This is a genomic window from Wolbachia endosymbiont of Drosophila tsacasi (assembly GCF_028982115.1).
Taxonomy (GTDB): domain Bacteria; phylum Pseudomonadota; class Alphaproteobacteria; order Rickettsiales; family Anaplasmataceae; genus Wolbachia; species Wolbachia pipientis_B.
Genome location: NZ_JAPQLJ010000053.1, coordinates 1 through 21,418, shown reverse-complemented (window position 1 = coordinate 21,418; position 21,418 = coordinate 1). Strand labels below are relative to the sequence as shown.

General features: G+C 35.6%; 21 protein-coding genes, 1 tRNA gene and 1 pseudogene. 11 read left to right on the top strand and 12 right to left on the bottom strand.

Annotation, left to right across the window (positions count from 1 at the left end; genetic code table 11):
• Positions 1–212: 212 nt before the first annotated feature.
• A complete protein-coding gene (locus OZD70_RS05345; protein ID WP_275021362.1) occupies positions 213–1,505 on the bottom strand; it encodes a cbb3-type cytochrome c oxidase subunit I in 1,293 nt (430 codons plus the stop codon).
• Positions 1,506–1,575: 70 nt separating this feature from the next.
• Between OZD70_RS05345 and OZD70_RS05340 the strand changes: the two genes are divergently transcribed.
• Positions 1,576–1,872, top strand: coding sequence for a hypothetical protein (locus tag OZD70_RS05340; protein WP_182182965.1), 297 nt, complete (start codon positions 1,576–1,578; stop codon positions 1,870–1,872).
• A 12-nt stretch (positions 1,873–1,884) separates the two neighbouring features.
• Here the strand turns inward: OZD70_RS05340 and lon are convergent, their stop codons facing one another.
• The 5 genes from lon to OZD70_RS05315 all read right to left on the bottom strand — a co-directional run bounded on the left by lon (position 1,885) and on the right by OZD70_RS05315 (position 7,843).
• The gene (lon, locus tag OZD70_RS05335; protein ID WP_275021360.1) at positions 1,885–4,338 is read right to left on the bottom strand and encodes an endopeptidase La; all 2,454 of its coding nucleotides are present in this window, start codon (positions 4,336–4,338) and stop codon (positions 1,885–1,887) included.
• 15 nt (positions 4,339–4,353) lie between these two features.
• Positions 4,354–5,631, bottom strand: coding sequence for an ATP-dependent Clp protease ATP-binding subunit ClpX (gene clpX, locus OZD70_RS05330; protein WP_275021357.1), 1,278 nt, complete (start codon positions 5,629–5,631; stop codon positions 4,354–4,356).
• Positions 5,631–6,257: an ATP-dependent Clp endopeptidase proteolytic subunit ClpP gene (gene clpP, locus OZD70_RS05325; RefSeq protein WP_164225183.1), complete on the bottom strand. Its 627-nt coding sequence runs from the start codon at positions 6,255–6,257 to the stop codon at positions 5,631–5,633. Before clpP ends, clpX begins: the two co-directional genes overlap by 1 nt.
• Before the next feature lie 11 nt (positions 6,258–6,268).
• The gene (gene tig, locus OZD70_RS05320; protein ID WP_275021369.1) at positions 6,269–7,603 is read right to left on the bottom strand and encodes a trigger factor; all 1,335 of its coding nucleotides are present in this window, start codon (positions 7,601–7,603) and stop codon (positions 6,269–6,271) included.
• A 158-nt stretch (positions 7,604–7,761) separates the two neighbouring features.
• Positions 7,762–7,843, bottom strand: a tRNA-Leu gene (locus OZD70_RS05315).
• A 140-nt stretch (positions 7,844–7,983) separates the two neighbouring features.
• Between OZD70_RS05315 and OZD70_RS05310 the strand changes: the two genes are divergently transcribed.
• The gene (locus tag OZD70_RS05310) at positions 7,984–8,580 is read left to right on the top strand and encodes a BON domain-containing protein (RefSeq protein ID WP_065094776.1); all 597 of its coding nucleotides are present in this window, start codon (positions 7,984–7,986) and stop codon (positions 8,578–8,580) included.
• A gap of 60 nt (positions 8,581–8,640) precedes the next feature.
• Positions 8,641–9,570: a glutathione synthase gene (gshB, locus tag OZD70_RS05305; RefSeq protein ID WP_275021355.1), complete on the top strand. Its 930-nt coding sequence runs from the start codon at positions 8,641–8,643 to the stop codon at positions 9,568–9,570.
• On the opposite strand, the gene murG is transcribed toward gshB, so the two are convergent.
• A complete protein-coding gene (gene murG, locus OZD70_RS05300; protein ID WP_275021353.1) occupies positions 9,555–10,586 on the bottom strand; it encodes an undecaprenyldiphospho-muramoylpentapeptide beta-N-acetylglucosaminyltransferase in 1,032 nt (343 codons plus the stop codon). The two genes, gshB and murG, sit on opposite strands and share 16 nt — an antisense overlap.
• A 69-nt stretch (positions 10,587–10,655) precedes the next feature.
• On the opposite strand from murG, the gene OZD70_RS05295 reads away from it, so the two are divergent.
• Positions 10,656–11,045: a hypothetical protein gene (locus tag OZD70_RS05295; protein ID WP_275021351.1), complete on the top strand. Its 390-nt coding sequence runs from the start codon at positions 10,656–10,658 to the stop codon at positions 11,043–11,045.
• A 5-nt stretch (positions 11,046–11,050) separates the two neighbouring features.
• On the opposite strand, the gene lpdA is transcribed toward OZD70_RS05295, so the two are convergent.
• The 5 genes and pseudogenes from lpdA to OZD70_RS05270 form a co-directional block, all read right to left on the bottom strand.
• On the bottom strand, positions 11,051–12,424 hold the full coding sequence (gene lpdA, locus OZD70_RS05290; RefSeq protein ID WP_275021348.1) for a dihydrolipoyl dehydrogenase: 1,374 nt from the start codon (positions 12,422–12,424) through the stop codon (positions 11,051–11,053).
• A gap of 91 nt (positions 12,425–12,515) precedes the next feature.
• The gene (locus tag OZD70_RS05285) at positions 12,516–14,147 is read right to left on the bottom strand and encodes a recombinase family protein (RefSeq protein ID WP_275021347.1); all 1,632 of its coding nucleotides are present in this window, start codon (positions 14,145–14,147) and stop codon (positions 12,516–12,518) included.
• The gene (locus OZD70_RS05280; RefSeq protein ID WP_458695150.1) at positions 14,056–14,334 is read right to left on the bottom strand and encodes a hypothetical protein; all 279 of its coding nucleotides are present in this window, start codon (positions 14,332–14,334) and stop codon (positions 14,056–14,058) included. The genes OZD70_RS05285 and OZD70_RS05280 overlap by 92 nt, the downstream gene beginning before the upstream one ends.
• A 103-nt stretch (positions 14,335–14,437) precedes the next feature.
• A complete protein-coding gene (locus OZD70_RS05275) occupies positions 14,438–14,899 on the bottom strand; it encodes an ankyrin repeat domain-containing protein (protein WP_182182953.1) in 462 nt (153 codons plus the stop codon).
• 25 nt (positions 14,900–14,924) lie between these two features.
• Positions 14,925–15,206: pseudogene (locus OZD70_RS05270) on the bottom strand (ankyrin repeat domain-containing protein); the annotation flags it as partial.
• Here OZD70_RS05270 and OZD70_RS05265 point away from each other — a divergent pair.
• The 7 genes from OZD70_RS05265 to OZD70_RS05235 form a co-directional block, all read left to right on the top strand.
• Complete coding sequence (locus OZD70_RS05265; RefSeq protein ID WP_275021345.1) at positions 15,176–17,032, top strand: DUF4815 domain-containing protein; 1,857 nt, start codon at positions 15,176–15,178, stop codon at positions 17,030–17,032. The pseudogene OZD70_RS05270 and the gene OZD70_RS05265 overlap by 31 nt on opposite strands.
• A gap of 18 nt (positions 17,033–17,050) precedes the next feature.
• On the top strand, positions 17,051–18,277 hold the full coding sequence (locus OZD70_RS05260) for a hypothetical protein (protein ID WP_275021343.1): 1,227 nt from the start codon (positions 17,051–17,053) through the stop codon (positions 18,275–18,277).
• A 3-nt stretch (positions 18,278–18,280) separates the two neighbouring features.
• Entirely contained in the window at positions 18,281–18,484 is a 204-nt protein-coding gene (locus OZD70_RS05255; protein WP_182182950.1) for a hypothetical protein, read from the top strand.
• Positions 18,481–19,701, top strand: a complete 1,221-nt coding sequence (locus OZD70_RS05250; RefSeq protein WP_275021341.1) for a hypothetical protein — start codon at positions 18,481–18,483, stop codon at positions 19,699–19,701. The genes OZD70_RS05255 and OZD70_RS05250 overlap by 4 nt, the downstream gene beginning before the upstream one ends.
• Before the next feature lie 43 nt (positions 19,702–19,744).
• Positions 19,745–20,332, top strand: coding sequence for a hypothetical protein (locus OZD70_RS05245; RefSeq protein WP_275021339.1), 588 nt, complete (start codon positions 19,745–19,747; stop codon positions 20,330–20,332).
• Positions 20,326–20,556, top strand: a complete 231-nt coding sequence (locus OZD70_RS05240; protein ID WP_275020106.1) for a hypothetical protein — start codon at positions 20,326–20,328, stop codon at positions 20,554–20,556. The genes OZD70_RS05245 and OZD70_RS05240 overlap by 7 nt, the downstream gene beginning before the upstream one ends.
• A 14-nt stretch (positions 20,557–20,570) precedes the next feature.
• On the top strand, positions 20,571–21,418 hold an 848-nt coding region (locus OZD70_RS05235; RefSeq protein ID WP_275020111.1), incomplete at its 3' end, for an IS110 family RNA-guided transposase.

Below are 21,418 nucleotides of genomic sequence, written 5' to 3'. Positions count from 1 at the left end.
CGACTTATAAGCGCGTTTCAGCTTATATAGGTAAAAACCCAGAAATGTTGTGAAGACATAAGGTGCACATAGTGCAAAAATTTAAAAATAAGATGCCAACTACGTTGTTTTCTTGCTGTTTAATCTGCACAGATGAAGATAACTGAATACCTTCACTATCATGATAAGAGGGCTGGCGGGGTTTGTCAAGCAAGTTTTTTCGTTTCTATGGGTTAGTTGGTACGCGCTTTGCCTTTTAACAGATGTAAAAGCACAATTATTACGAACAACATTCCACCAATAACTGATATAGCTCCACCTGCAATAAAACAAGCACGTGCCAACATTGATGAAATACTTGGCAGATCTGCAACTTTTCTTAAGGCACCATATCCACCAAGCAAAACAAGGCCAGTAATATGGAGAAAATGCCCCACACTGTACGTATAAATCTGTAATCTTACCATGGAACTTTTTACCTCTTTAAAGTTTAATTTAGTTAACAGCCAATAAATGAAATTCATAAAAGCTATTGTGATTCCAACTACAGAACCATGATAATGAGCGGGAATGGTGACATTTCCTTCAATAGTCAGCACTCCAAGCACATCTCCATAAATGAACAATAAAAATGAATGTAATAAATAGTTGCTTTTATCATTAGTAAAAGTCCTGATGTTGCAGCACACTAATATTATCAAAAAGCACGGCAAAACTGCTCCAGCAATTCTCATATACCAAGTAAAAAACTGTATTAACTTGGCACTATCAACTGGATAAACAAAATATACAAACGGTGCACCTATAGCCAAAATCGTGTTTATAAACAGCGGTAAAATAGTAATTTTATTGCTTGAAGCTAAACTCACATCACTGATTATTAAATACACTAAAAACATTCCTTGAGTAAAAGCAAACTGCAATAAATGTCCGCTTCCCCAAAAGAGATATTCGTAAAACAAATTCTTATCTGAGTGATATAGATCTGGAGGCATATTTTGATATGCTAAAACAAAGCAAAGAAATGATGAAACAAGTATAATAACCAGCCCAATTTGCCCCACAGAGAGAAATGAAACCTCTTTTTTTGATGTGTATGCTAGCATTGCATTTACTAATATACTGGTGGTAAACAAACCAAGACCAAACAAGAATAATTTGTTTTGTAATACGGGAATATAGTTACTTTTGATAACTTCAGTGTTTGGAACGAATGCGGATATAAACATGAGCAGCACCGAAAGGGTTGATAGAACCCATGAAAAGTTAAACCAACTATTGGTATTTTGTAGGTTTATGATAAAGAGCAGAGATATTATAGAGCACATCCACACCAAAATTGACAAGTTCACGTGTATCACCAGCGCATTATCAAAGATATATTGTGCAGAAGGAACAAGAGAGGAGATAAAAGGCAGTCGTAAAAAAATAACAATTATTGAGAGCAATCCAGAGCAAGCAAGGGCACATACTGCTAAGAATATCCATTTTCTACAGAGTGGAGCGTTATTTTGTATGTTGAGCATGGTCTTTCTTACTTTTAGGTACTATAATACAAGACAGTGTACATTTTTCAAATTGATATGTGTAGTTCAAATGAATGACATTACAACAATATCCTTCATCCTGAAAATGCTGCGTCCATTTCCGTTTTATATAGGGATAGTATTACTGACAGGATTAGTCTGGGCTATCGATATTTCCTTTAATCCATACTTAATAAAAGTCATTATAGATCGTGTTTCAATATCAGATGCAGATAATCTTTTTCGTAATATAGCAACTCCTGCTGTATCCTATGTATTAATATTATTTTTACTTGAGTGCCTTGCTAGATTATACGGTTATTTTTTTGAAATTAAGATGATTCCTAATCTTCGTAAAAACATTTAATATCTTCTTAATCTAATGCTTCAATGTTTCCGACATAGGAAAAGTATCATCTTTATTTTCTATAGAGGAAGGCATACTATTTTGATTATCATCACCATCAATTGGAGTAGTAGGGTGCATTAAAGCAACTTTCATAACTTCATCAATATTCTTAACAAAAACTACGTTGATCCCCTCTTTGATGCTTGCAGGAATCTCTTGCATATCTTTCTCATTTTCACTTGGTATAATCACAGTTTTGATTGATCCTCTGAGCGCTGCAAGCAATTTTTCTCTCAAGCCCCCAATAGCTAAAACTCTACCACGCAATGTCACTTCGCCTGTCATAGCAACATTTTTGTTAACTGGTGTATTTGTCATAAGAGAAACAATAGACGTACATACCGCGCTGCCAGCAGAAGGGCCATCTTTTGGTACAGCACCCTCAGGTACATGCAAATGTATATCATTATTTTGGAATTTTTCGGGCTTTATACCAAAAAACAAACAATTTGATCGAATATAACTATACGCGGCTTTTATAGATTCTTGCATAACCTCTCCAAGCTTTCCTGTGTATTTTATTTCTCCCTTGCCCGGAATTAGGACTGATTCTATCATCAAAATATCACCACCTGTTTCAGTATAGGCAAGCCCAGTTACTACTCCCACTAAACTCTCATTTTCTGCAATACCAAAGGTATATTTACGTACCCCTAAATAATCTTGTAAATTGTCAACCCCTACGGATATTTTCTTATTTTTATCAGTCAATATTTCTTTAACTGCCTTTCTCATGAGCTTTGCAAGCTCCCTTTCCATACTCCGCACACCACTTTCACGTGTATATAAACGTATCAACTTGTATAACGCCTCATTAGTTATGTCCCATTCCTTCTGATACAAACCATGCTCCTTCTTTAACTTCGGAATAAGGTGGTGTGTAGCAATACTGATTTTTTCATCTTCAGTATACCCGGACAATTGTATAATTTCCATCCTATCACGCAAAGGATGTGGCAAATTTAAGCTGTTTGCCGTAGCTACAAACATTACACTTGAAAGATCAAACTCAACTTCCAAGTAATGATCCGTAAAGTGTTTATTGTGCTCAGTATCTAAAACCTCAAGTAATGCAGATGCAGGATCGCCACGCGAATCAGAACCCATCTTATCTATTTCATCAAGCAGAAAAAGCGGGTTGCATGAATTAGCTTTTTTCATATGTTGAATAATTTTACCAGGCATTGAGCCAATATAAGTTTTCCTATGCCCTCGTATCTCGGACTCGTCACGCACACCACCAAGAGCTATACGAACAAAATCTCTTCCTACTGCTTCTGCCATAGACTTAGCTAAAGAAGTTTTACCAACACCAGGTGGGCCAACCAAACAAAGTATAGGACCTTTTATCTCTTTTACTCTTTTTAATACTGCTAAAAATTCTATTATCCTATCTTTTACTTTCTCTATGCCATAATGATTTTCATCTAAGATTTTCTTAGCTGCGTTTAATTTAATTTTTGCATCTTTGTACTTTCCCCAGGGCAAATCAAGTAACCAATGCAAGTAACTAGATATAACTGTAGCTTCAGGAGAAATGGGATTCATTTTCTTGTATCTCTTCAAATCAGTTATAGCTTTCTCTCTTGCTTCTTCAGAAAGCTTTGTTTCATTTATCTTTTTTTCAAATTTATTGAGTATATTCCCTTCATCACCATTCTCAAATTCGTCTAATTCTTTCTGTATAGCTTTCAATTGCTCGTTAAGGTAGTAAACTTTCTGAGTGCTTTCAACTTGCGATTTAATTGTCTTATATAAACGGTTTTGTGCGTTCAAAATACTTATTTCTCTCTCAATAAAAGCAAAAGCTTTTTTTAAACGCTCTTTTGGGTCATAAGCCTCAAGTATGCTTTGTTTATCCGATACTTTTATATTTAAATGTGAAGCTACCGTGTCTAAAAGTTGATCAACTTCTTTGATTTGATCAATGGGGTTAATGGCAACTTCAGGCTGATTTTTCTTGTTTAGCTTACACCAGCTATCGAACGCGTCTACAACAGATCGCCTTAAAGCTTCTAAATCAATATTGTCTTCATCTTCTTTATAATGATTGTCTAACTCTACCCTGGCTTGTAATAAAGTATGAGAGCTAATATATTCTACAACTCTTCCCCTTCTTATCCCCCGGATTATAACTTTTACTGCATTGTCAGGCAATTTTATTAATGGTTGTATAATGTTTGCTAACACACCTACTTCATAAAGGTCTTCAGGCTCTGGATTATCAACAGAGCCTTCTTTCTGTGCTACAAGAAAAATCTCATTTTGGTGACTACTACTACTTGTTGCATATTCTAGTGCATTAACAGATTTTTCTCTGCCTATGAATAAAGGCACCATTATATTTGGAAAAATTACTACATCTCTTAAAGGTAATACTGGCAATGCACTAAAACTAGAGCTCACAGCACGTTCAATGTTCATAATATATGCCTCAAATTAATCATTAACCGTTATAACATTGCCATTATTATTATAATTAACCGTTGCTTTTCCTAATTCTACCATTTTCTTAGTGATTACTATAGTGCTACCTTCAAAATCTCCGTTTCCAGCTGTATACATAACGTCAAGCAAAAGTGACTCCAAGATAGCACGTAACATTCTTGCCCCTGTTTTATAGCTTATAGCCTTTTTAGCAATAGCTGATATTGCTTCATCTGAAAACTCAAGGTTTACTTTGCTAAACGCAAGCAATGCTTTGTACTGTTTTATTAGTGCATTCCTTGGCTCTGTCAACACATGTATTAAATCTTTATGATCCAACTCATCTAAAACAGCAGTTATTGGAACCCGCCCTACAAACTCGGGTATTAAACCGAATTTGATTAAATCTTCAGGTTGAACATCATGTAAAGCATTCTTTTTCTTTTGCTCTTTAGACTGACTTATATCTGCTCCAAAGCCAACTGACGTTCCCTTTTTTCTCGCTTCAATAATCTTATCGAGGCCTTCAAAAGCTCCTCCACAAATAAATAGTATGTTACTAGTATCCACTTGTATAAACTCTTGTTGTGGGTGTTTTCGCCCTCCTTGTGGCGGAACATAAGCAACTGTACCCTCCATAATCTTAAGCAGAGCTTGCTGGACCCCTTCACCTGAAACATCACGGGTTATTGAAGTGCTTTCAGATTTTCTTGTAATCTTGTCTATTTCATCTATAAACACTATACCACGCTGTGCTTTTGCAACGTCATAATTTGCAGCTTGTAATAAACGCGACAACACGCTTTCTACATCATCACCCACATAACCTGCCTCAGTTAAAGTTGTTGCATCAGCCATAGCAAATGGCACATCTGAAACTTTAGCAAGTGTTTTGGCTAGCAAAGTCTTACCAGAACCAGTGGGACCAATAAGCATTATATTTGACTTCTCGATTTCAATATCACTTATAGCATGAAATTGTACCATGGATTGACAATGGTTATACATCGCTACAGATAAAACGTGTTGCGCGTGTTCTTGACCTACAACATGCTTGCTGAGAAAATTTTTTATATCCTCAGGTTTCTTTAGTAATAGCTTCATATCAGATATACGATCTGAATTAAAAGATCTATCTTTCTTTTGACTTATTGCTTTATGGGATAATTCTATGCACTCATTACAAATAAACACCTTTAAACCATCCGAGGAGTTAGTAATCAATTTATCTACTTCATCTTGCGCCTTGTTGCAAAAAGAACAGTAGTGTAAATCATTGTTGTTATCCATTAACCCACCTTTTGTTTAACTTTAATATTTTCAATTTCAATATCTGTACGCTCAGCTATCACCCTGTCAATTAAGCCAATTTTCCTTGCTTCCTCAGGATCCATGAATTTATCTCTTTCCATCATTCCTTCAATTTTCTTTAGTGAATTTCCAGTATGTTTTTCATAAATTTGATTTAGTTTTTTCTTAACTCGCAAAATTTCATTAGCATGTATTTCTATATCAGTTGCTTGACCATGATAACCACCAGATGGCTGATGTATCATAATTCTTGAATGAGGTAGAGAGTAGCGCTTACCTTTTGTACCAGATGCAAGCAATAAGGAACCCATAGACGCAGCTTGACCTATACATAAAGTTGAAACGTCTGGGTTTATATACTGCATTGTATCGTAGATCGACAAACCAGCAGTTACAACACCACCTGGTGAGTTGATGTACATACAAATGTCTTTATCGGGATTTTCCGATTCTAAAAATAAAAGCTGTGCTACTATTACACTGGCCATGTTGTCCTCAATAGGACCTGTTACGAAAATTATTCTTTCTTTCACTAGTCTTGAATATATGTCATAAGCGCGCTCACCGCGACTAGTTTGTTCAACTACAATTGGTATAAGAGTCATACCTTTTCCTATTAAATATTATCAAATAATTCCTTTAATTCTTTCACAGAAGCAATCTGCTCTTCTTTACTAACTTTTTCTATTATATAATCTGTCACTTTATACTCAAGGGCTTGCCCTCTAACTAATTCTTGAAATTGTTTATTTGATTCAAAATGCTTAAATACTCTGTCAAACGGTACATCCTTACTAACATATTGATTTACAATAACATTTAAAACATCATTTTGAGTTAATGATATTTTATGTTCTGCACTAAATTTCATAAATAACATAGCAAGCTTTACACGTTTTTCAGCTTCTTTACGAGAATCATTTTGAGTGCTCAGTTCTCCTTCCATTCTTTGTTGCTCCTGTTTTACTATGTCTGTGGGTAAATCAAAACTATAATTAGCATCCAAATAATCAAATAGCTCCTTTTTAATTAAGAGATTTCTCATTTCGGTGCACTGATCACCAATCATTTTTTTTGCATGACTTATTAGCAAAGAATAATCTTTAAAACCAGTACTCCTAGCTATTTCATCATCATTTTTAAAATCTTTGGCAATTTGAATCTCATTAACTCGCACAGAAAAATCAGCTTCCTGTCCTGCAAGGGAAATGGTTTGGTAATTTTCAGGAAATTTCAACTTAAAGTCCTTTGTTTCTCCCTTTTGCATACCAGTTAATTGATCTTCAAAACCATTAATAAATGTGCCAGACCCTAAATTAACGGCAAAATTTTTGCTACTTCCACCCTGAAAGAGCTTATTCCTAATCCGCCCTTCAAAATCAATTATCAATTTATCCCCATCTTTCGCTTGATAAGAAGCATCATCAACAGAGGCGAAATTGGGGAACTTTGTTTTAATAGAATCAATAAATTCTTTTATATCTTCCTCTTCAATCTTTGCTTCAATTTTCTTTAAGCTTATTTTGTCAAGATCTATCATCGGTACTTCAGGCATCGACTCAAAAGATAGCTTGTATACAAAATTGCCCTCCTCATTTTCTTTGCCCAGATCTGGTAATGATATAACATCAACCTTAGGATAAATGTGAGACTTGACTTCAATTTTTTTTATCAAATCACTTGAGCAATGATCAATTGTATTATTTATCACATATTCCAAAGCTTCGTTTTTATAATTTGCAACAACAAGGTCATAGGGCATCTTTCCAGCCCTAAATCCAGGTGATTTTGCATTTTCTGCTATCTCTTGCAACCTGGAATTTACCTTTTGTTTTATATAATCACTACCAACTGTGATTTCATACTCATACTTTAGTTTATCTATACTAAGCTCTTTGTAGGTGTATACGCTACTTACTTCGACTGTATTTTGAGGTATATTATTAGACATCATAATTCATTTATTAGCATTTTTATTCATATCTTAATAGAGTCATTTTACCAGAATTTAAGTTAAACACAATCCTTAAGAACAGGTTTTTATACAAACAAAAGTGTATTTAGTGATTATAAATTTTCCCTTAAAACCTAAGTTACATGACTTTAAAGTGCGGATAGAGGGACTTGAACCCCCACGAGCAAGCTCACCAGGATCTAAACCTGGCACGTCTACCAATTCCGCCATATCCGCAAGAAATTTTCAGTACCCTATTATAGGTATTCCATTAAAAATATTCAAGGTTTAAAGTCTTACTTAATTTATAGTATTTACACAATCAAAAAAGCTTATTAACATTTTTTAATGAAAGCTCTAAATCCTGAAAATCAATAATGAGATTAATAACAAGCTTCTTACTTGCAATTTTCTTGATTACACAAAGTGGTTGCACAACCCTTATAATAGGTGGTGTGGTGGCTACAGCGACAGCAACAGCAATAACAATGCAGGACAAATCCTTGGGAAATATCATTGATGATACGACTATGGTCATCAGAATTAATAAGGGGCTCTTAAAACATGGGCTATTTTCATCCATAAAAGTTAAAGTAAGTGAAGGAAGAGTATTGCTCATTGGAAGTGTTGACACTCCTGAAAAACAACTTACAGCAGAAAAAATAGCTTGGCAGCAAAAAGAAATTAAAGAAGTGATAAATGAAATAAGAGTAATACCAATTCAAATGGCTTCCATGCTAGACACTACTGTAGATGGCATGATAACAGCGGAAATAAGAACAAGACTTCTGGGGAAAAGAAATATTAAATCAATTAATTATAGCGTCAATACGGTTGATAGAGTTGTTTATTTGATGGGTATAGCCCAAAATAAAGCGGAGTTAAAAGCTGTAATATCAATTGCAAGAAAAGTAAAGGGAGTAAAACAAGTTGTAAGTTATGTACGATATAGGTACAGTAAATTACGCCATTAGGCAAAAATCGCCTTCAAATTATAACATTTGTACAGTTGTGACAATAGGTAGAGAACATAAATGAAAGTTGCCTTTCAGATGGATGAAAATATAAATTTTGAAACTGACACTACATTCGTGCTAATAAAGGAAGCACAAAGGAGGGGGCATGAAGTTTTTGTCTATGCTCCTAACAATTTAGCACTAAAGCTAAACCATCCAATTGCTCTGGCTCAGAAAGTCAATGTTGATGATTTTAGTTTTATATCCAAAAAAGATGTAGCTATCAACTTGAATGAAATGGACATCATATTTATCAGACAGGATCCACCCTTTGATATGCGTTATATTACAACAACATATATCTTAGAAAAAACCAGCGCATTGGTAATTAACAATCCAACAGAAATAAGGAATTGTCCTGAAAAACTGATAACTTCATTATTTCCAGAGCTAATTCCGCCAACTTTGATAACTGAAAACATATCGATGATTAGAGATTTTTACTGCAGTTATAAAGATATTATTCTGAAGCCGTTGTATAGTTATGGGGGAAACGATGTAATAAGAATACGAGATGAAAACAGTATTCAAGTGGTAGTGGATCTCGTGATAGCAAAATATGAATGTCCTGTAATTGTGCAATCATTTTGTAAAAACATAGATAAAGATAAAAGAATATTGCTACTTTATGGTCAACCAATTGGAGTAATAAAACGAGTGCCAAAAGTTAGTGGAGAGATCAGAACGAACGTGCGGCTTGGAGCAAGTTTTGAGCCTGCTCGAATGAACGATAGAGATAATGAAATATGCAACAAAATTAGTCCTGAATTAAAGAAAAGGGGACTAATATTTGTTGGTATTGATATTATAGATGACTTCCTGCTCGAAATTAATACTACCTCACCCACTGGGGTAGTTTATATCAATAAATTATATAACACATCGCTAGAAAGAGATCTTTGGGATGTGTTCGAAGAAAAAGCAAGCAGCCATCAACTAAACCTGTGAACAATTACCTTAACAAACTCAGTAGTCCCATTCTTTATCCCTGTTTTTTTTGTATTATTGGTCATATCACGCAATTTTTGAGAACTATTTAATAGATCAAATAGTAACTCTGTTAGATTTTTTTTTGCTTCACTATTCTGCTCAACTATCATAGCTGCTCCTGAATCTTCAATATATTTTGCATTATAAAATTGGTGGTTATCTTTTGAGTCAGGGTAAGGAATGTATATAGCAGCGCGCCTAGCGAGAGTGATCTCTGCTATTGAAGTTGCTCCTGCTCTGCTAATTACCAAGTGAGCATTGGCCAATCTATTTTCCATATCATCAAAAAATTCACTCAATTCACAATCGATCTTTTCATTTTTGTATAGACTCTTGACCTTGTTTATATTTTTCTTCGTACATTGCTGCGTCACTCTAATTTTCTTTTTCATTTTAATAGGTAAATCACAAATTACGCTGCTTACTACATTATCAAAAAAATTTGCACCTTGGCTACCTGCTATGACTAATATGTTTAGGGCTTTCTCAGTACTAAAATGGCTCTGTGCTTTTATATCAATAAAATTTCCTGTAAAAATACATTTATTACCTTCTGCATATTTAGTCTCCGGAAAGCTGGTTGCAATTAATTTTGCACTCTTGAAAAAGAATCTATTTACTCTTCCTAAAACTGTATTTTGTTCATGTAAAATTATAGGTATAGAAAGAACCCTTGCTGCAAGAAGAGTTGGAAAAGAAGCATAGCTACCAAAACCAATTACTAATCTTGGCTTCAATTTTCTGATTTTATATATTGCTAGCACACAACTATACATTAGTAAAAGGAAAAACTTAAATTTGTTGCCGCTTGGTCTACGTAATGGTAAAATATAGCTTTCTATGTCAATATTCTTATTTGTTTTTTTATCAGTGAATAATATGCAATTGTATCCTTGTGTCTTTAGTGCTTTTGCTAAGGCTATGGCCGGAAAGATATGCCCGCCTGTGCCACCTGTTGCTAAAATAATATCCATCTGTAAATAATAAATCCTAGATTGTTAACTGTTATTTAACAATTTGCACGTAGAATTTTATTAAGCTTTATGATAGTTGAGTTAAAAATGCCTAAAAGTAATAGTAAAAAAGAACCTAATGAGAAAAATAAATCTCAAGAACAAAGAGAAGGCAGAAGAGGAGGTTTTTTAGAACTGCTAAAAAATATAATAAAAATTCTTTTCAATTCGGTTGTTGACCTACCTGAGCACAAGCAGCATAATAAAATGAAAAGCACTAATCTACAACAAGGTTTGGATACTAAAGGAAAAGGCCCAGAGAATCTTCATCCAAAGGCAAAGCTTGAAGTTAAAGAAGCAGCTAAGGGATTGAAAGAAGAGTTACAGAATTCTGATGCTGGTAATCAATCTATTGAAATTAAAGTGCCTAATCAAACTACTACCAAAGACATTGACAACTCTAAAACGATGGAACGTTAGTTCAACTATTTAACATCTGCAGCAAGCACTGATTCGTGTATCATCTCTGAAATGGTTGGATGAGGAAAAATCGTAGATTTTATGTCGAAGTTTGTTCCTTCTAGTTGCTTTACAAGAGCAAAATTGCTAATTAACTCCGTTACTTCTGCACCTATCATGTGGCTACCCAGAAGTTCGCCTGTCTTTTTGTCTATAATTGTTTTCACTAACCCTTCAGTTTCACTGAGTGCAACAGACTTACCATTAAAGTTAGAGTGAAATTTTCCTATTTTTACATCATACCCACCTTTTATTGCCTGTTCCTCAGTAAGGCCGATGCTCGCTATTTGTGGATGAGAATAAGTGCAATTTGGTATGCATTCTTTTTTTAACGCATGAGCACTTTTACCAGCAATCTTTTCAACGCAGATCACAGCTTCATGGCTCGCTTTATGTGCTAAACATGGTGGGCCAGCTACATCACCTATTGCATACACATTTGATTCACTAGTTTCATACCATTCATTCATTTCAATAAAACCAGAAGGGCTTAATTTAATTTTTGTATTTTCTAAACCTATATTTTCAATATTTGCTTGAATTCCAACCGCAACAATCACCCTATCAAATTCTTTGCTCTCGCCACTACTTAGTAGCACTTGAGCAGAGTCTTTACTTTTAGTAAGAGCTTTTACGCTACTGTTTGTATATATTTTTATCCCCTGTTTTGTGAATATTTCTTCTGCTAGTCCTGAAATGTCTTTATCCTCCAGCGGCAAAATAGTGCTCTTTATCTCTATGATTGTTACATCAACTCCCAGAGTGTTATAGAAACTTGCAAACTCTATTCCAATTGCACCAGACCCTATAATTAATAGCGATTTTGGTAATCTATCTGGAGTCATAGCGTGCTGCGCATTCCATATTAAATTTCCATCCGCCTCTATTCCAGGCAGATTCCGTACCCTCACTCCTGTTGCTAAAATGATATGCTTGGAAATAATTTCTTGTTCTTCCTTGTCGCCAGCAACTTTTATAGTACTATTGCCTGCAAGTTTACCAAAGCCTTGATGAACTTTGATGTTATTTTTTTTCATCAAATATGCAACGCCACTTGATAATTTATCAACAACGTTTCTTGAGTATTGCACTATTGATTGTATATCAAAACTCGCTCCCTTTACTTCTATACCAAACTCTTTTGATCTTTTTATTAGCCTATAAATCTCAGATGCTCTAAGTAGTGATTTTGTTGGTATACATCCCCAATTTAAGCATATACCGCCTAAATTTTTTTCTTTTTCTACAATTGCAGTTTTAAACCCAAGCTGTGCCGCTCTAATTGCTGCTATATAACCACCAGGACCGCTACCTATAACCGTAATATCATACTCATTCATCAGTTTTTTTCGTATTCAAAAAGATTATATATAACAGATGGAACCCGTATGATCAATATTCAGGTAGCTGACAACATGGAAACGAAAAACCTTACTTGACAAACTCCGCCAGTTCCCTTATCATGACGTCCAGTACAATGTTGCAAATTAAAATCTCTCCATCCTGTGCTGGTTCTTCGATTCTAAACGCCACTTCTACCTGGTCATAACCAATCTGAATTCGTTCTACTAATGCTTTAATGATGCCACGCTTAGTTTGCCAATCTAGCTGTTCCAAATTAGATTTTACACTGGAATAAAGACTCTTTATACTGTTGATGATAAGGTTCATTCCCTTCTCTATTGCTTTTTGATCAACTACCTTTTTCTTCTCTTCTTCTATCCCTCTTAAGCGTTCTCTCATTCTTTTCATCGTCTGTTTAAATTCTTCCTCACTTATATATCCTTTATCTCCTACATTTTCTTGACTATAATAGTCTTCCATTAACTTTTCGATGCCTTGTTTTATTTGATTTTCCCTTCTTGCAAACTTCTTATCTGATGATTCATCATTTTTATTTTCTGCAATTCTACGGTGATACTCATTTTTTATTATCTCTGGGTTTTTTAGTAAATTTTTCACCTTTTCCCATATAGCTGTTTCTAACATATCTGTACGGACCAATTTATTAGTACACTTCTCCCTACCATCAGTAATACGTATAGTACTACTACAGCGATAATAGCTAAACTTTTTTCCTTCAACTCCACATTGTGCACCACTATACGCATATCCACAGTTTTGACACACAACTAGACCTTGTAATAGATATTTCTTTTTTCCTCCCTCTCTCTGCATCCTTGCTCTTTTTCTATTTTCATCCAGTTGCTTTTGTACTTTATTAAATAACCCTTCATCAACTATTTTTGGTACTGGTATATAAATCCAGCTGTCCTCATCTGTGCGACAGATAGAAACCTTTTGTTTATTTCTTTCTCTTCTTTCAACCCTCTTTAATTTACCAAACGCTGCTTGTCCTTTATATGCTGGATTTCTTAATACCTTCCAAATTATTATTGGACACCACACCTTCTTTCCAATTCTTGTTCTAATTGACTTATCTCTTAGTCTACGTATCACTTCCCTTATACTTATTCTCTCTTGCCCTACCCACATGAATATCTGCTTTACTATTTTTGCTTCCTCTTCATTTATTTCAAACTTTGTCTTTTCTCTATCTACATGCTTTATACGATTATAACCAAAAGGTGCAATGCCAATTACACTTACACAGCCTTTTTTTGCTCTATGAAGTTTTCCCCTACGACTACGTTCCATAATCTTTGTACACTCATATTCTGCCACTAATCCTTGCATTCCCAATAACAATTTAGACTCTGGATTATTTTCAGTCTTATGATTTAAGAATATTACTTCTACTCCTGCTTTTTCAAATTCATCAAGTAGTATCATTTGATGTGCAGATTTTCTTGATAGTCGGTCAGGTGAATGAATATAAATTTTATCAATTTGATCTTCTCCTACTTTATTACGTAATGCATCTAAACCTTCACGTTCTAAACTCCACCCACTAAGCCCATCATCCTTAAATTCATACTCATTCAATAACTCATGCTTATCTGCAGCAATTCTATGCTTGAGCTCGGCAATTTGACTCTCTATTGTATTGTTCTGCGCTTGACTCTTCGATGAAACTCTTGCATATAAGGCCACTGTTATCATTTTTCTTTATCTCCTTTTCATTGTTTCTTTTTACCGCATACCTTACTAACAGCTCATAGGCGTCTGCTAGATGTTGTTCCGCTAATTCATCTGGCTCGTATCGGCAAGTCAATGTTCTTTTTCTCATAGTTTCTCCTGCAAATGTTTTTGTAGTGCAAGGAGCCTTACCACTCCTTTTTTCCATCAATCCATTTACTCTTATGAAAAAGACCAACTTTTATCAGCTACAGCCTTCAAATTTGGTCTAGCCCTTCCTTTACCAACTGCTGTTGCGCTTTCTGATACGACTCTTATTTTTTTAACAAACTTTCCATTTTCTCTGTTTCTTTCTTTAATACCTCGGCTATTTCTTTGCTATTTTTCGCATAATCCATCGCTGTTATTCCAAATTTATCTGCTTGCTCTATTTCAGCCCCTGCTTTTACTAGCTCCTCCACTATTTCTTTTTCTCCTACCATACATGCAAGATGCAGCGGAGTGCATTTATTGCCATACTCTTCAGCATTTACATTCCCTCCTGATTTTATCAATTCCCTAACTGTTTCTAGACGTTTCTCCGTTATCGCTAGATGCAGTGCTGTATGTCCTCTTACATCTGCTGCATTCACATCTACTCCTTTTTCAATTAACAACCTCACTGTTTTTACCTCTACTGCATAATGTAGAGCTGTTCTTCCTTTTTCGTCTCTTTCATAAATATTTTTAAACGAGTTCTCTAATAGTGACTCCTCTTTTTTACCCAGCTTTACCATAACTTACCCCACCTTTTCTTTAAACCTAAGCCTTCCTTTTTACCACCTCATCTATCATTGCATTCACTTGGCTGATTATCTTGCTTGCTAAATTTTGACATTCTTTCTTTATTAGCGATTTGTCTCTCTTCCTTATTTCTCCTATCTCTATTATTTTTAGCTCCGGCATGTAGCTTCCATTCAACATGTCTGCTATTTCTCCCACTAGCCCCTCTATTCCATAGCACGTCAGTTCTCTACTTTTTGTTATTCCTCCTTTTTCTCTCAAAAATTTACTTGCCTTTTTACTCTCTTTGCTATCACATAATAGATGGGGAAAGAGTTACTCTTGAGTCAGGAAAAATTTATCTGCGTGGTGCAGTTAGAGATGTAGAAAAAGCAGAGCTAATTATTCCTGTCAATACTACAGTCCGTATTGGTGTTTGGTACGTTGAATCTACAATTACCGAACTTGAAGATCCATCTCTTCGTGACCCCGCTGTTGGCACAAGGAATTACCAAGAAGTGGGAGCAGCAAGAACTAAAATTACTATTACCTGGGATTATCAAGCAGAAGGAGTAACTACAAGTTTCAAGAATGGAGAATTTTACCCTATTTACAATGTGGAAAACGGCGTATTAATTCAGCATGCGCCACCACCACAAGCAAATGCAGTAAATACTGCCCTTGCTCGTTATGACCGTGAAGCAAATGGTTCATATGTAGTAAATGGCCTTGGTGTAATGTTCTTACAAAAAGAAGAAAGAGACAGCAAAGTACAGCAAGTCTTTGTAGTCAATGAAGGTAAAGCTCATGTGGAAGGTTATGAGATTGAACTGCCACATAGTATGCGTATACGTTTTGACGAAGATCCAGACATTAAGCAAGTTGAATCAGAGCCTCATACTTTTCAGCCAAGTGATAAAGAAGTAATGGAGTTGAAGCTGAGTGATACACCGGTTACAGAGATTACTAAGATAGATATTACTGTCCAAAAAACTGTTACCTTAACTCATGGGTCATATTCAGGAACAGTTGATCCAATACCTGACTCTGCAATACTTGAAATCATTCAAGTTAAGCAAGGAAGTACTATCTATGTAAAAGGTACAGATTATCGCTTGGACTCAGGAAAGATTGATTGGAGTCCACCAGGTGGAGAGCCAGCACCTGGTAGCAGCTATGAAGTAACTTACCGTGCACGTACTCGCGTTACTGCACAAAACAAAAGTGAAAAAGGGTGTAAAATTTCAGGTGCTGTGGATGGAACATTGGTATTGGTTGATTATAGCTGGAAAATGCCTCGTTATGACCTGATTACCATTGATATGGGTGGAGTAGTGCGTCGTATAAAAGGCATAGCCCACCCTTGGCGACCATCAATTCCAAAGGCACCTGCAGGGCAGCTTGCACTGAGCTATGTTTATCAGCAGTGGAAAGATCAAGAAAATCCAAGTGTTATCAACAATGCTATTCATGTAGTACCAATGAGTGATCTGGAAGCTATGCGAAGTAGTATAAGTAACCTTTATGCACTGGTTGCACAAGAACGTTTGCGCAATTATGCAAGCTTTAGAGAACCAACAGCTAAAAAAGGAGTATTTGTTGATCCATTTTTTGACGATGATATGCGTGATCAGGGTATTTCTCAAACTGCAGCAATTGTTGACATGGAATTAACTTTGCCAATTAAAGTCACGGTAGCAGATGTTGGTAAAGGTACAGAACCTTGGGTTTTGCCGTACGAGCTTGAGCCAATCTTGGAACAACCTTTGCAAACCATGGAAATGAAAATCAATCCTTACCAAGCTTTTGCACCAGTACCTGCAAAAGTTACTATTAGCCTCAATATAGACCGTTGGACAGAGCTGAAAACTAATTGGTCAAGTCCGGTAACCAGAAGATTTAGCGTTACATCGAGTCCAATCACCAAAGAAGTAATACTTGGAGCATCCAATGAGCAATCACGTTCTACGCAAAGTGTGCTAATTGGTACGGAAACAAGTGAGACTATGGAACTCTTAAACAGCAGGAGTAATGAAATTGCCTTTATGAGAGAAATAACACAAAACTTTGAAATTGAAGGATTTTCTCCAGGAGAAGAGCTGAAGGAATTAAAATTCGATGGCATTCCTATTACACCTATAGCCTAAATTTTAGAGAAGAAAAATATGTTAAAAGCTAACAATCAAGGAAAATTGGAAGGAAAATTTACTGTACCAAGCAGTGTTCCAGCAGGAAGGAAGTTGGTACAATTTTTTGGTAGCCAAGGTAGTTATGGTGAAGCAACTTATACTGGTCGTGGAGTAATTACTACTGAAGAGAGAAGACGCGTTACAGTGATCACTGATATCAGACGCGATGAAACAACAGTAGTGTCTCAGCGCTATGACCCTTTAGCACAAACTTTTACTTTAAATGAAAGTAGGCATATTGCAGGCGTAGATTTGTGGTTTACAAATAAGGGTGAAAAACGTGTTGTTGAGCAGATTCGAGAAACAAGTGTTGGCATGCCAACTCAAATGGTAATTGCAGAAGGTTATATATTACCTACTGATATCAATACTAATGGTACTGCAATACGTATAACTTGGTCACCAGTTTGGTGTGAAGCAGGACAAGAATATGCTTTGGTCTTACTTACTGATGATGCAAACACTGCAGTGAAGATAGCAGAACTTGGCAAGCATGACAGTGTAAACAATCGTTGGGTAACAAGTCAGCCTTATCAAGTAGGGGTACTGCTTTCATCAAGCAATGCAAGTACTTGGACGCCACATCAAAATCGTGATTTAACTTTCAGGCTCTTAGCAGCAAAATTTACTGAGGTTTTCCACGTTTTTGATCTTGGAAAAGTTACGGCAAATAATACATCAGATTTAATCGCATTGGCCAATATTGATCTAGTGTCTTCTGATACCAATGTTGAGCTTACATTAGTTGAAGTTGGTAAAAAACAAGAACATAGTTTATCTGATAATTTACCAATAGCACTGCGGTTCAGGTTAAATGGAGAGTTGGTAGTTAAAGCAACACTACGTGGATCAGAGAAAAGAAGTCCAGTGTTTTACCCTGGGCTGCAACTGATTCTTGGTGAAATTGCAGAGAATGCAGATTATGTGACGAGAAGCATTCCTGCAGGATCTAATACTAAAGTAACAATTACTTATGAAGCTTCGATTCCTGGTACTGCGGATATTAAAACTTATGTACAGCAGAGTAACAGTGAATGGCAATTGGTTGATTTAACAATAGGTAAACCTGTGGGTGACAGCTGGGTAGAGCGTACTCATGTGCTGACAAGTTTTAATGCTAATGAGACAAGAATAAAGTTATCTCTCTCTAGCACGGTGGAATACCGTCCTAAAGTTAGAGCTTTAAGAGTAGTAATATCCTAAAAAATGAAAAAAGATAAAACTGAAAGGGGATATTTATTGCCTCATCCAGATAACATCGCTGTTCAGGATGTGGTGCGTATTCGCAAAACCATTGAGCAAATAGATGTAGATATTTCATCAAGGAATACCGAACATACAGAGCTTAAAAGCGCATTTGAGCGTTTTAGTTTTGAAACTTTTTTAAATTTATGGGGTAAAAATAGATGACAATTGCAGAAGAAGTAATTAACGCATTGAGTAAGAGGTTAAGGGAGCTATCAGTAGATGCTACACCTGAAGAAATAGCGTATCTTGCTAAAACATTAGAATCAGTTGCAGGAAAAAGTACGGTTCTTGATATCATAAACATGACTGATGAAAAGCTTAAAGAACTTTTGGATGCAGTAACAAAACATTTAAATGATCTAAATACTAACAAAGCGAGTTCTTTGTCAGCAATAACAGAAGCTAAGGAAAAGTCTTTGGAAGCAATTGATACACTTAAAACTAGCGCTCTGGGTGATTTAAAGACCTCAGCAGAATCACATATGTCGCTACTTGATACAAGAAAAGATACTAATATCGCTGAAATAGAGAGCACAGGCAAAGAACAACTTTCTGCGTTAAAAGGACTGGTAAGTGACTTTGAAGCTACTTTTGACCCAAGGGTATTAAAAGAAGTCCTAAGCAATAGGGATTTGGAGACCTGGTTGAGTGACGCTAATAACCAAGAAAAGTTCAATAAGATGCTCAGTAATTCTAATTCAATACTGACAATAATAGCCAATCCTGAATGGTTGACTGCTATAGCAGCTTCTCCAACAGCTATGAATGTGATAGCATCTTCCTCAGTAGCAAGAGATATAGTAAGAAACTCAACTACGGCAATGAGTATAGTGAACAATAATTCGATGGCGATTGCGAAACTTGTTAGTGGACTTGTTGGGCTTAACGTGGCGGATCATGCTGATATGAATGCAGTAGCAGCTTCTTCAGCAGCTATGAATGCAATAGTAGGTAGTGCAGTAGCATTAAGCTCTATTGTTAAGTCAGAGTTAGCATGTAGAGCAATAGAAGCTAATATTCAAAGTCACAGGTTAAAAGTGATAGAAACTTTAAATTCCTCATCTTTATTCCGCAAGGAATCTGCAGTACAATTGCTAGTTAATAAAGATTCAGGTTATAGCGCAAATCGTAACACTCGTACAGCTGAAAAAAGAGGGGAGCGTAGTTTTACCATTTATGTTCCAACTACTTACTATGGTGATAGCACATATGGTGCAGATTTAATAGTGGAATCGTTGCTTACAGGAAAGCAACTTTCCACACTTTATAATAAAGGCTCTAAAACAACTACTGCTTCTGGTATTGCTCTGCAAGGCGTTCAGTTAATAGTTGTAGGCAAGTATGGTTACGTAAATTTTGATGTCTATATTGCCACATAAAGCTAGAGTTGAAAAATAACAAACAAATTTAGAAGGAGTAAAAATGACCATTGCCAAAGAAGTAGTTTATGCATTGCATCAGAGACTGAAAGAATTGGCTGTAGATGCTACACCTGACAAGATAGCGTATCTTGCCAAAGCATTAGAATCTATAGCTGGTCAGAGTACAGTACTTGATATTGTACAAATGACTGATGCAAAATTAAAAGAACTTTTAGATACAGCAACAAAACATTTAAAGGCCCTTAATGACAATAAAACAAGTTCATTATCTACAATAACCACAGCAAAAACAGAATCTGTAGATGAAATAAACACACTTAAGACTGAATCTTTAAAAGCTCTAAAAATCTCATCAGACTCACATATATCACTACTTGATACGAGAAAAGATGCCAATATTGCTGCAATTGATAGTGCTAGTGATCTTGGTAACATAAAAAACACACTTAAAGCTATTAATGATCTTCCAGAAGGTTCTTCGATAATGAAGGAAATACAACCACGAGCTGTTATTCAGTCTGGATCGTTGCCGTTTTTGTTTGGAATCTTAAGCAGATATAATGATAATTGGGGTGATGGAAATTTTTCCAGTGAGTTAGGAGCATCGAACAAGGAAAAATCTTGTTAAACCTGAAAGAAACTATTTTATCCAGTGCTATAACAATTTTTAAATATAATTTATTAAGAAGTATTTTTGCAGTTATAACCGGAACGCTCAATGGTGCTAGAGTGCCCGTTTGGGAGCATGGTTTTGGAGGAACGGTTAAACCACTGATGGAGTCTATTACAACTACCTCGATTAGAAGATTGTATAATCTAACCGTCCCAAGCTTAAATACTTCTTCATTATAAGTTATAGGAGGTCAATTACAATGACAAAAAGTAAATTAGAGGTAATGAATCCTGATGCAGCAGGGATAGATGTTGGTTCGGCTGTACATTATGTATGTATACCCGAGAGAAGAGATGAGCAACGTGTTCAAAAATTTGGCTGCTTCACTGAAGACCTTCATAATTTAGCAAGGTGGTTAAAAAAGTGTAAAGTTACAACCGTAGCGATGGAATCAACTGGTGTATATTGGATTCCTTTGTTTCAAATACTGGAATCTTACGGTTTTGAAGTTAAGTTGGTAAATGCGCGACATGTAAAAAATGTACCTGGGAGAAAGTCAGATGTTCAGGACTGTCAGTGGTTACAACAACTACATAGTTATGGATTACTCCAAGGGTCATTTAGGCCAGATAGCCAGATGTGTGTATTGCGTAGTTACGTGCGACAACGTAAGAACCTCACTGAAAGTGCATCTACACATGTTCTGCGTATGCAGAAGGCATTAATTCAAATGAATATACAACTGCATAGAGTTATAAGAGATATAACAGAAGTAACTGGTATGAAAATTATCAAGGCTATAATTAAAGGCGAAAGAGATTCTGGGAAATTGGCTCAATTCAGGGATGCACGAATAAAAAATGATCAGTCTACTATAGCAAAAGCGTTAGCTGGCGATTATAGAGAGGAACATGTATTCACGCTAAAGCAAGAATTTGAACTATATAATATTTATCAAGAAAAAATAGCAGAATGTGATAGAAATATTGAGGTCTATTACAAAACGTTTGAAACAAAATCTAACGAAAGTAAACAGTTGAGTAAGGAAAAGAATAAGCACAGAAAAAGTAAGCCTGACTTTGCTTTGCACGAGGAACTGCA

Coding starts and splice junctions, on each gene's coding strand:
- OZD70_RS05345 (WP_275021362.1), bottom strand. CDS start 1,505: ATGCTCAACATACAAAATAACGCTCCACTCTGTAGAAAATGGATATTC.
- OZD70_RS05340 (WP_182182965.1), top strand. CDS start 1,576: ATGAATGACATTACAACAATATCCTTCATCCTGAAAATGCTGCGTCCA.
- lon (WP_275021360.1), bottom strand. CDS start 4,338: ATGAACATTGAACGTGCTGTGAGCTCTAGTTTTAGTGCATTGCCAGTA.
- clpX (WP_275021357.1), bottom strand. CDS start 5,631: ATGGATAACAACAATGATTTACACTACTGTTCTTTTTGCAACAAGGCG.
- clpP (WP_164225183.1), bottom strand. CDS start 6,257: ATGACTCTTATACCAATTGTAGTTGAACAAACTAGTCGCGGTGAGCGC.
- tig (WP_275021369.1), bottom strand. CDS start 7,603: ATGTCTAATAATATACCTCAAAATACAGTCGAAGTAAGTAGCGTATAC.
- OZD70_RS05310 (WP_065094776.1), top strand. CDS start 7,984: ATGAGATTAATAACAAGCTTCTTACTTGCAATTTTCTTGATTACACAA.
- gshB (WP_275021355.1), top strand. CDS start 8,641: ATGAAAGTTGCCTTTCAGATGGATGAAAATATAAATTTTGAAACTGAC.
- murG (WP_275021353.1), bottom strand. CDS start 10,586: ATGGATATTATTTTAGCAACAGGTGGCACAGGCGGGCATATCTTTCCG.
- OZD70_RS05295 (WP_275021351.1), top strand. CDS start 10,656: ATGATAGTTGAGTTAAAAATGCCTAAAAGTAATAGTAAAAAAGAACCT.
- lpdA (WP_275021348.1), bottom strand. CDS start 12,424: ATGAATGAGTATGATATTACGGTTATAGGTAGCGGTCCTGGTGGTTAT.
- OZD70_RS05285 (WP_275021347.1), bottom strand. CDS start 14,147: ATGATAACAGTGGCCTTATATGCAAGAGTTTCATCGAAGAGTCAAGCG.
- OZD70_RS05275 (WP_182182953.1), bottom strand. CDS start 14,899: ATGGTAAAGCTGGGTAAAAAAGAGGAGTCACTATTAGAGAACTCGTTT.
- OZD70_RS05260 (WP_275021343.1), top strand. CDS start 17,051: ATGTTAAAAGCTAACAATCAAGGAAAATTGGAAGGAAAATTTACTGTA.
- OZD70_RS05255 (WP_182182950.1), top strand. CDS start 18,281: ATGAAAAAAGATAAAACTGAAAGGGGATATTTATTGCCTCATCCAGAT.
- OZD70_RS05250 (WP_275021341.1), top strand. CDS start 18,481: ATGACAATTGCAGAAGAAGTAATTAACGCATTGAGTAAGAGGTTAAGG.
- OZD70_RS05245 (WP_275021339.1), top strand. CDS start 19,745: ATGACCATTGCCAAAGAAGTAGTTTATGCATTGCATCAGAGACTGAAA.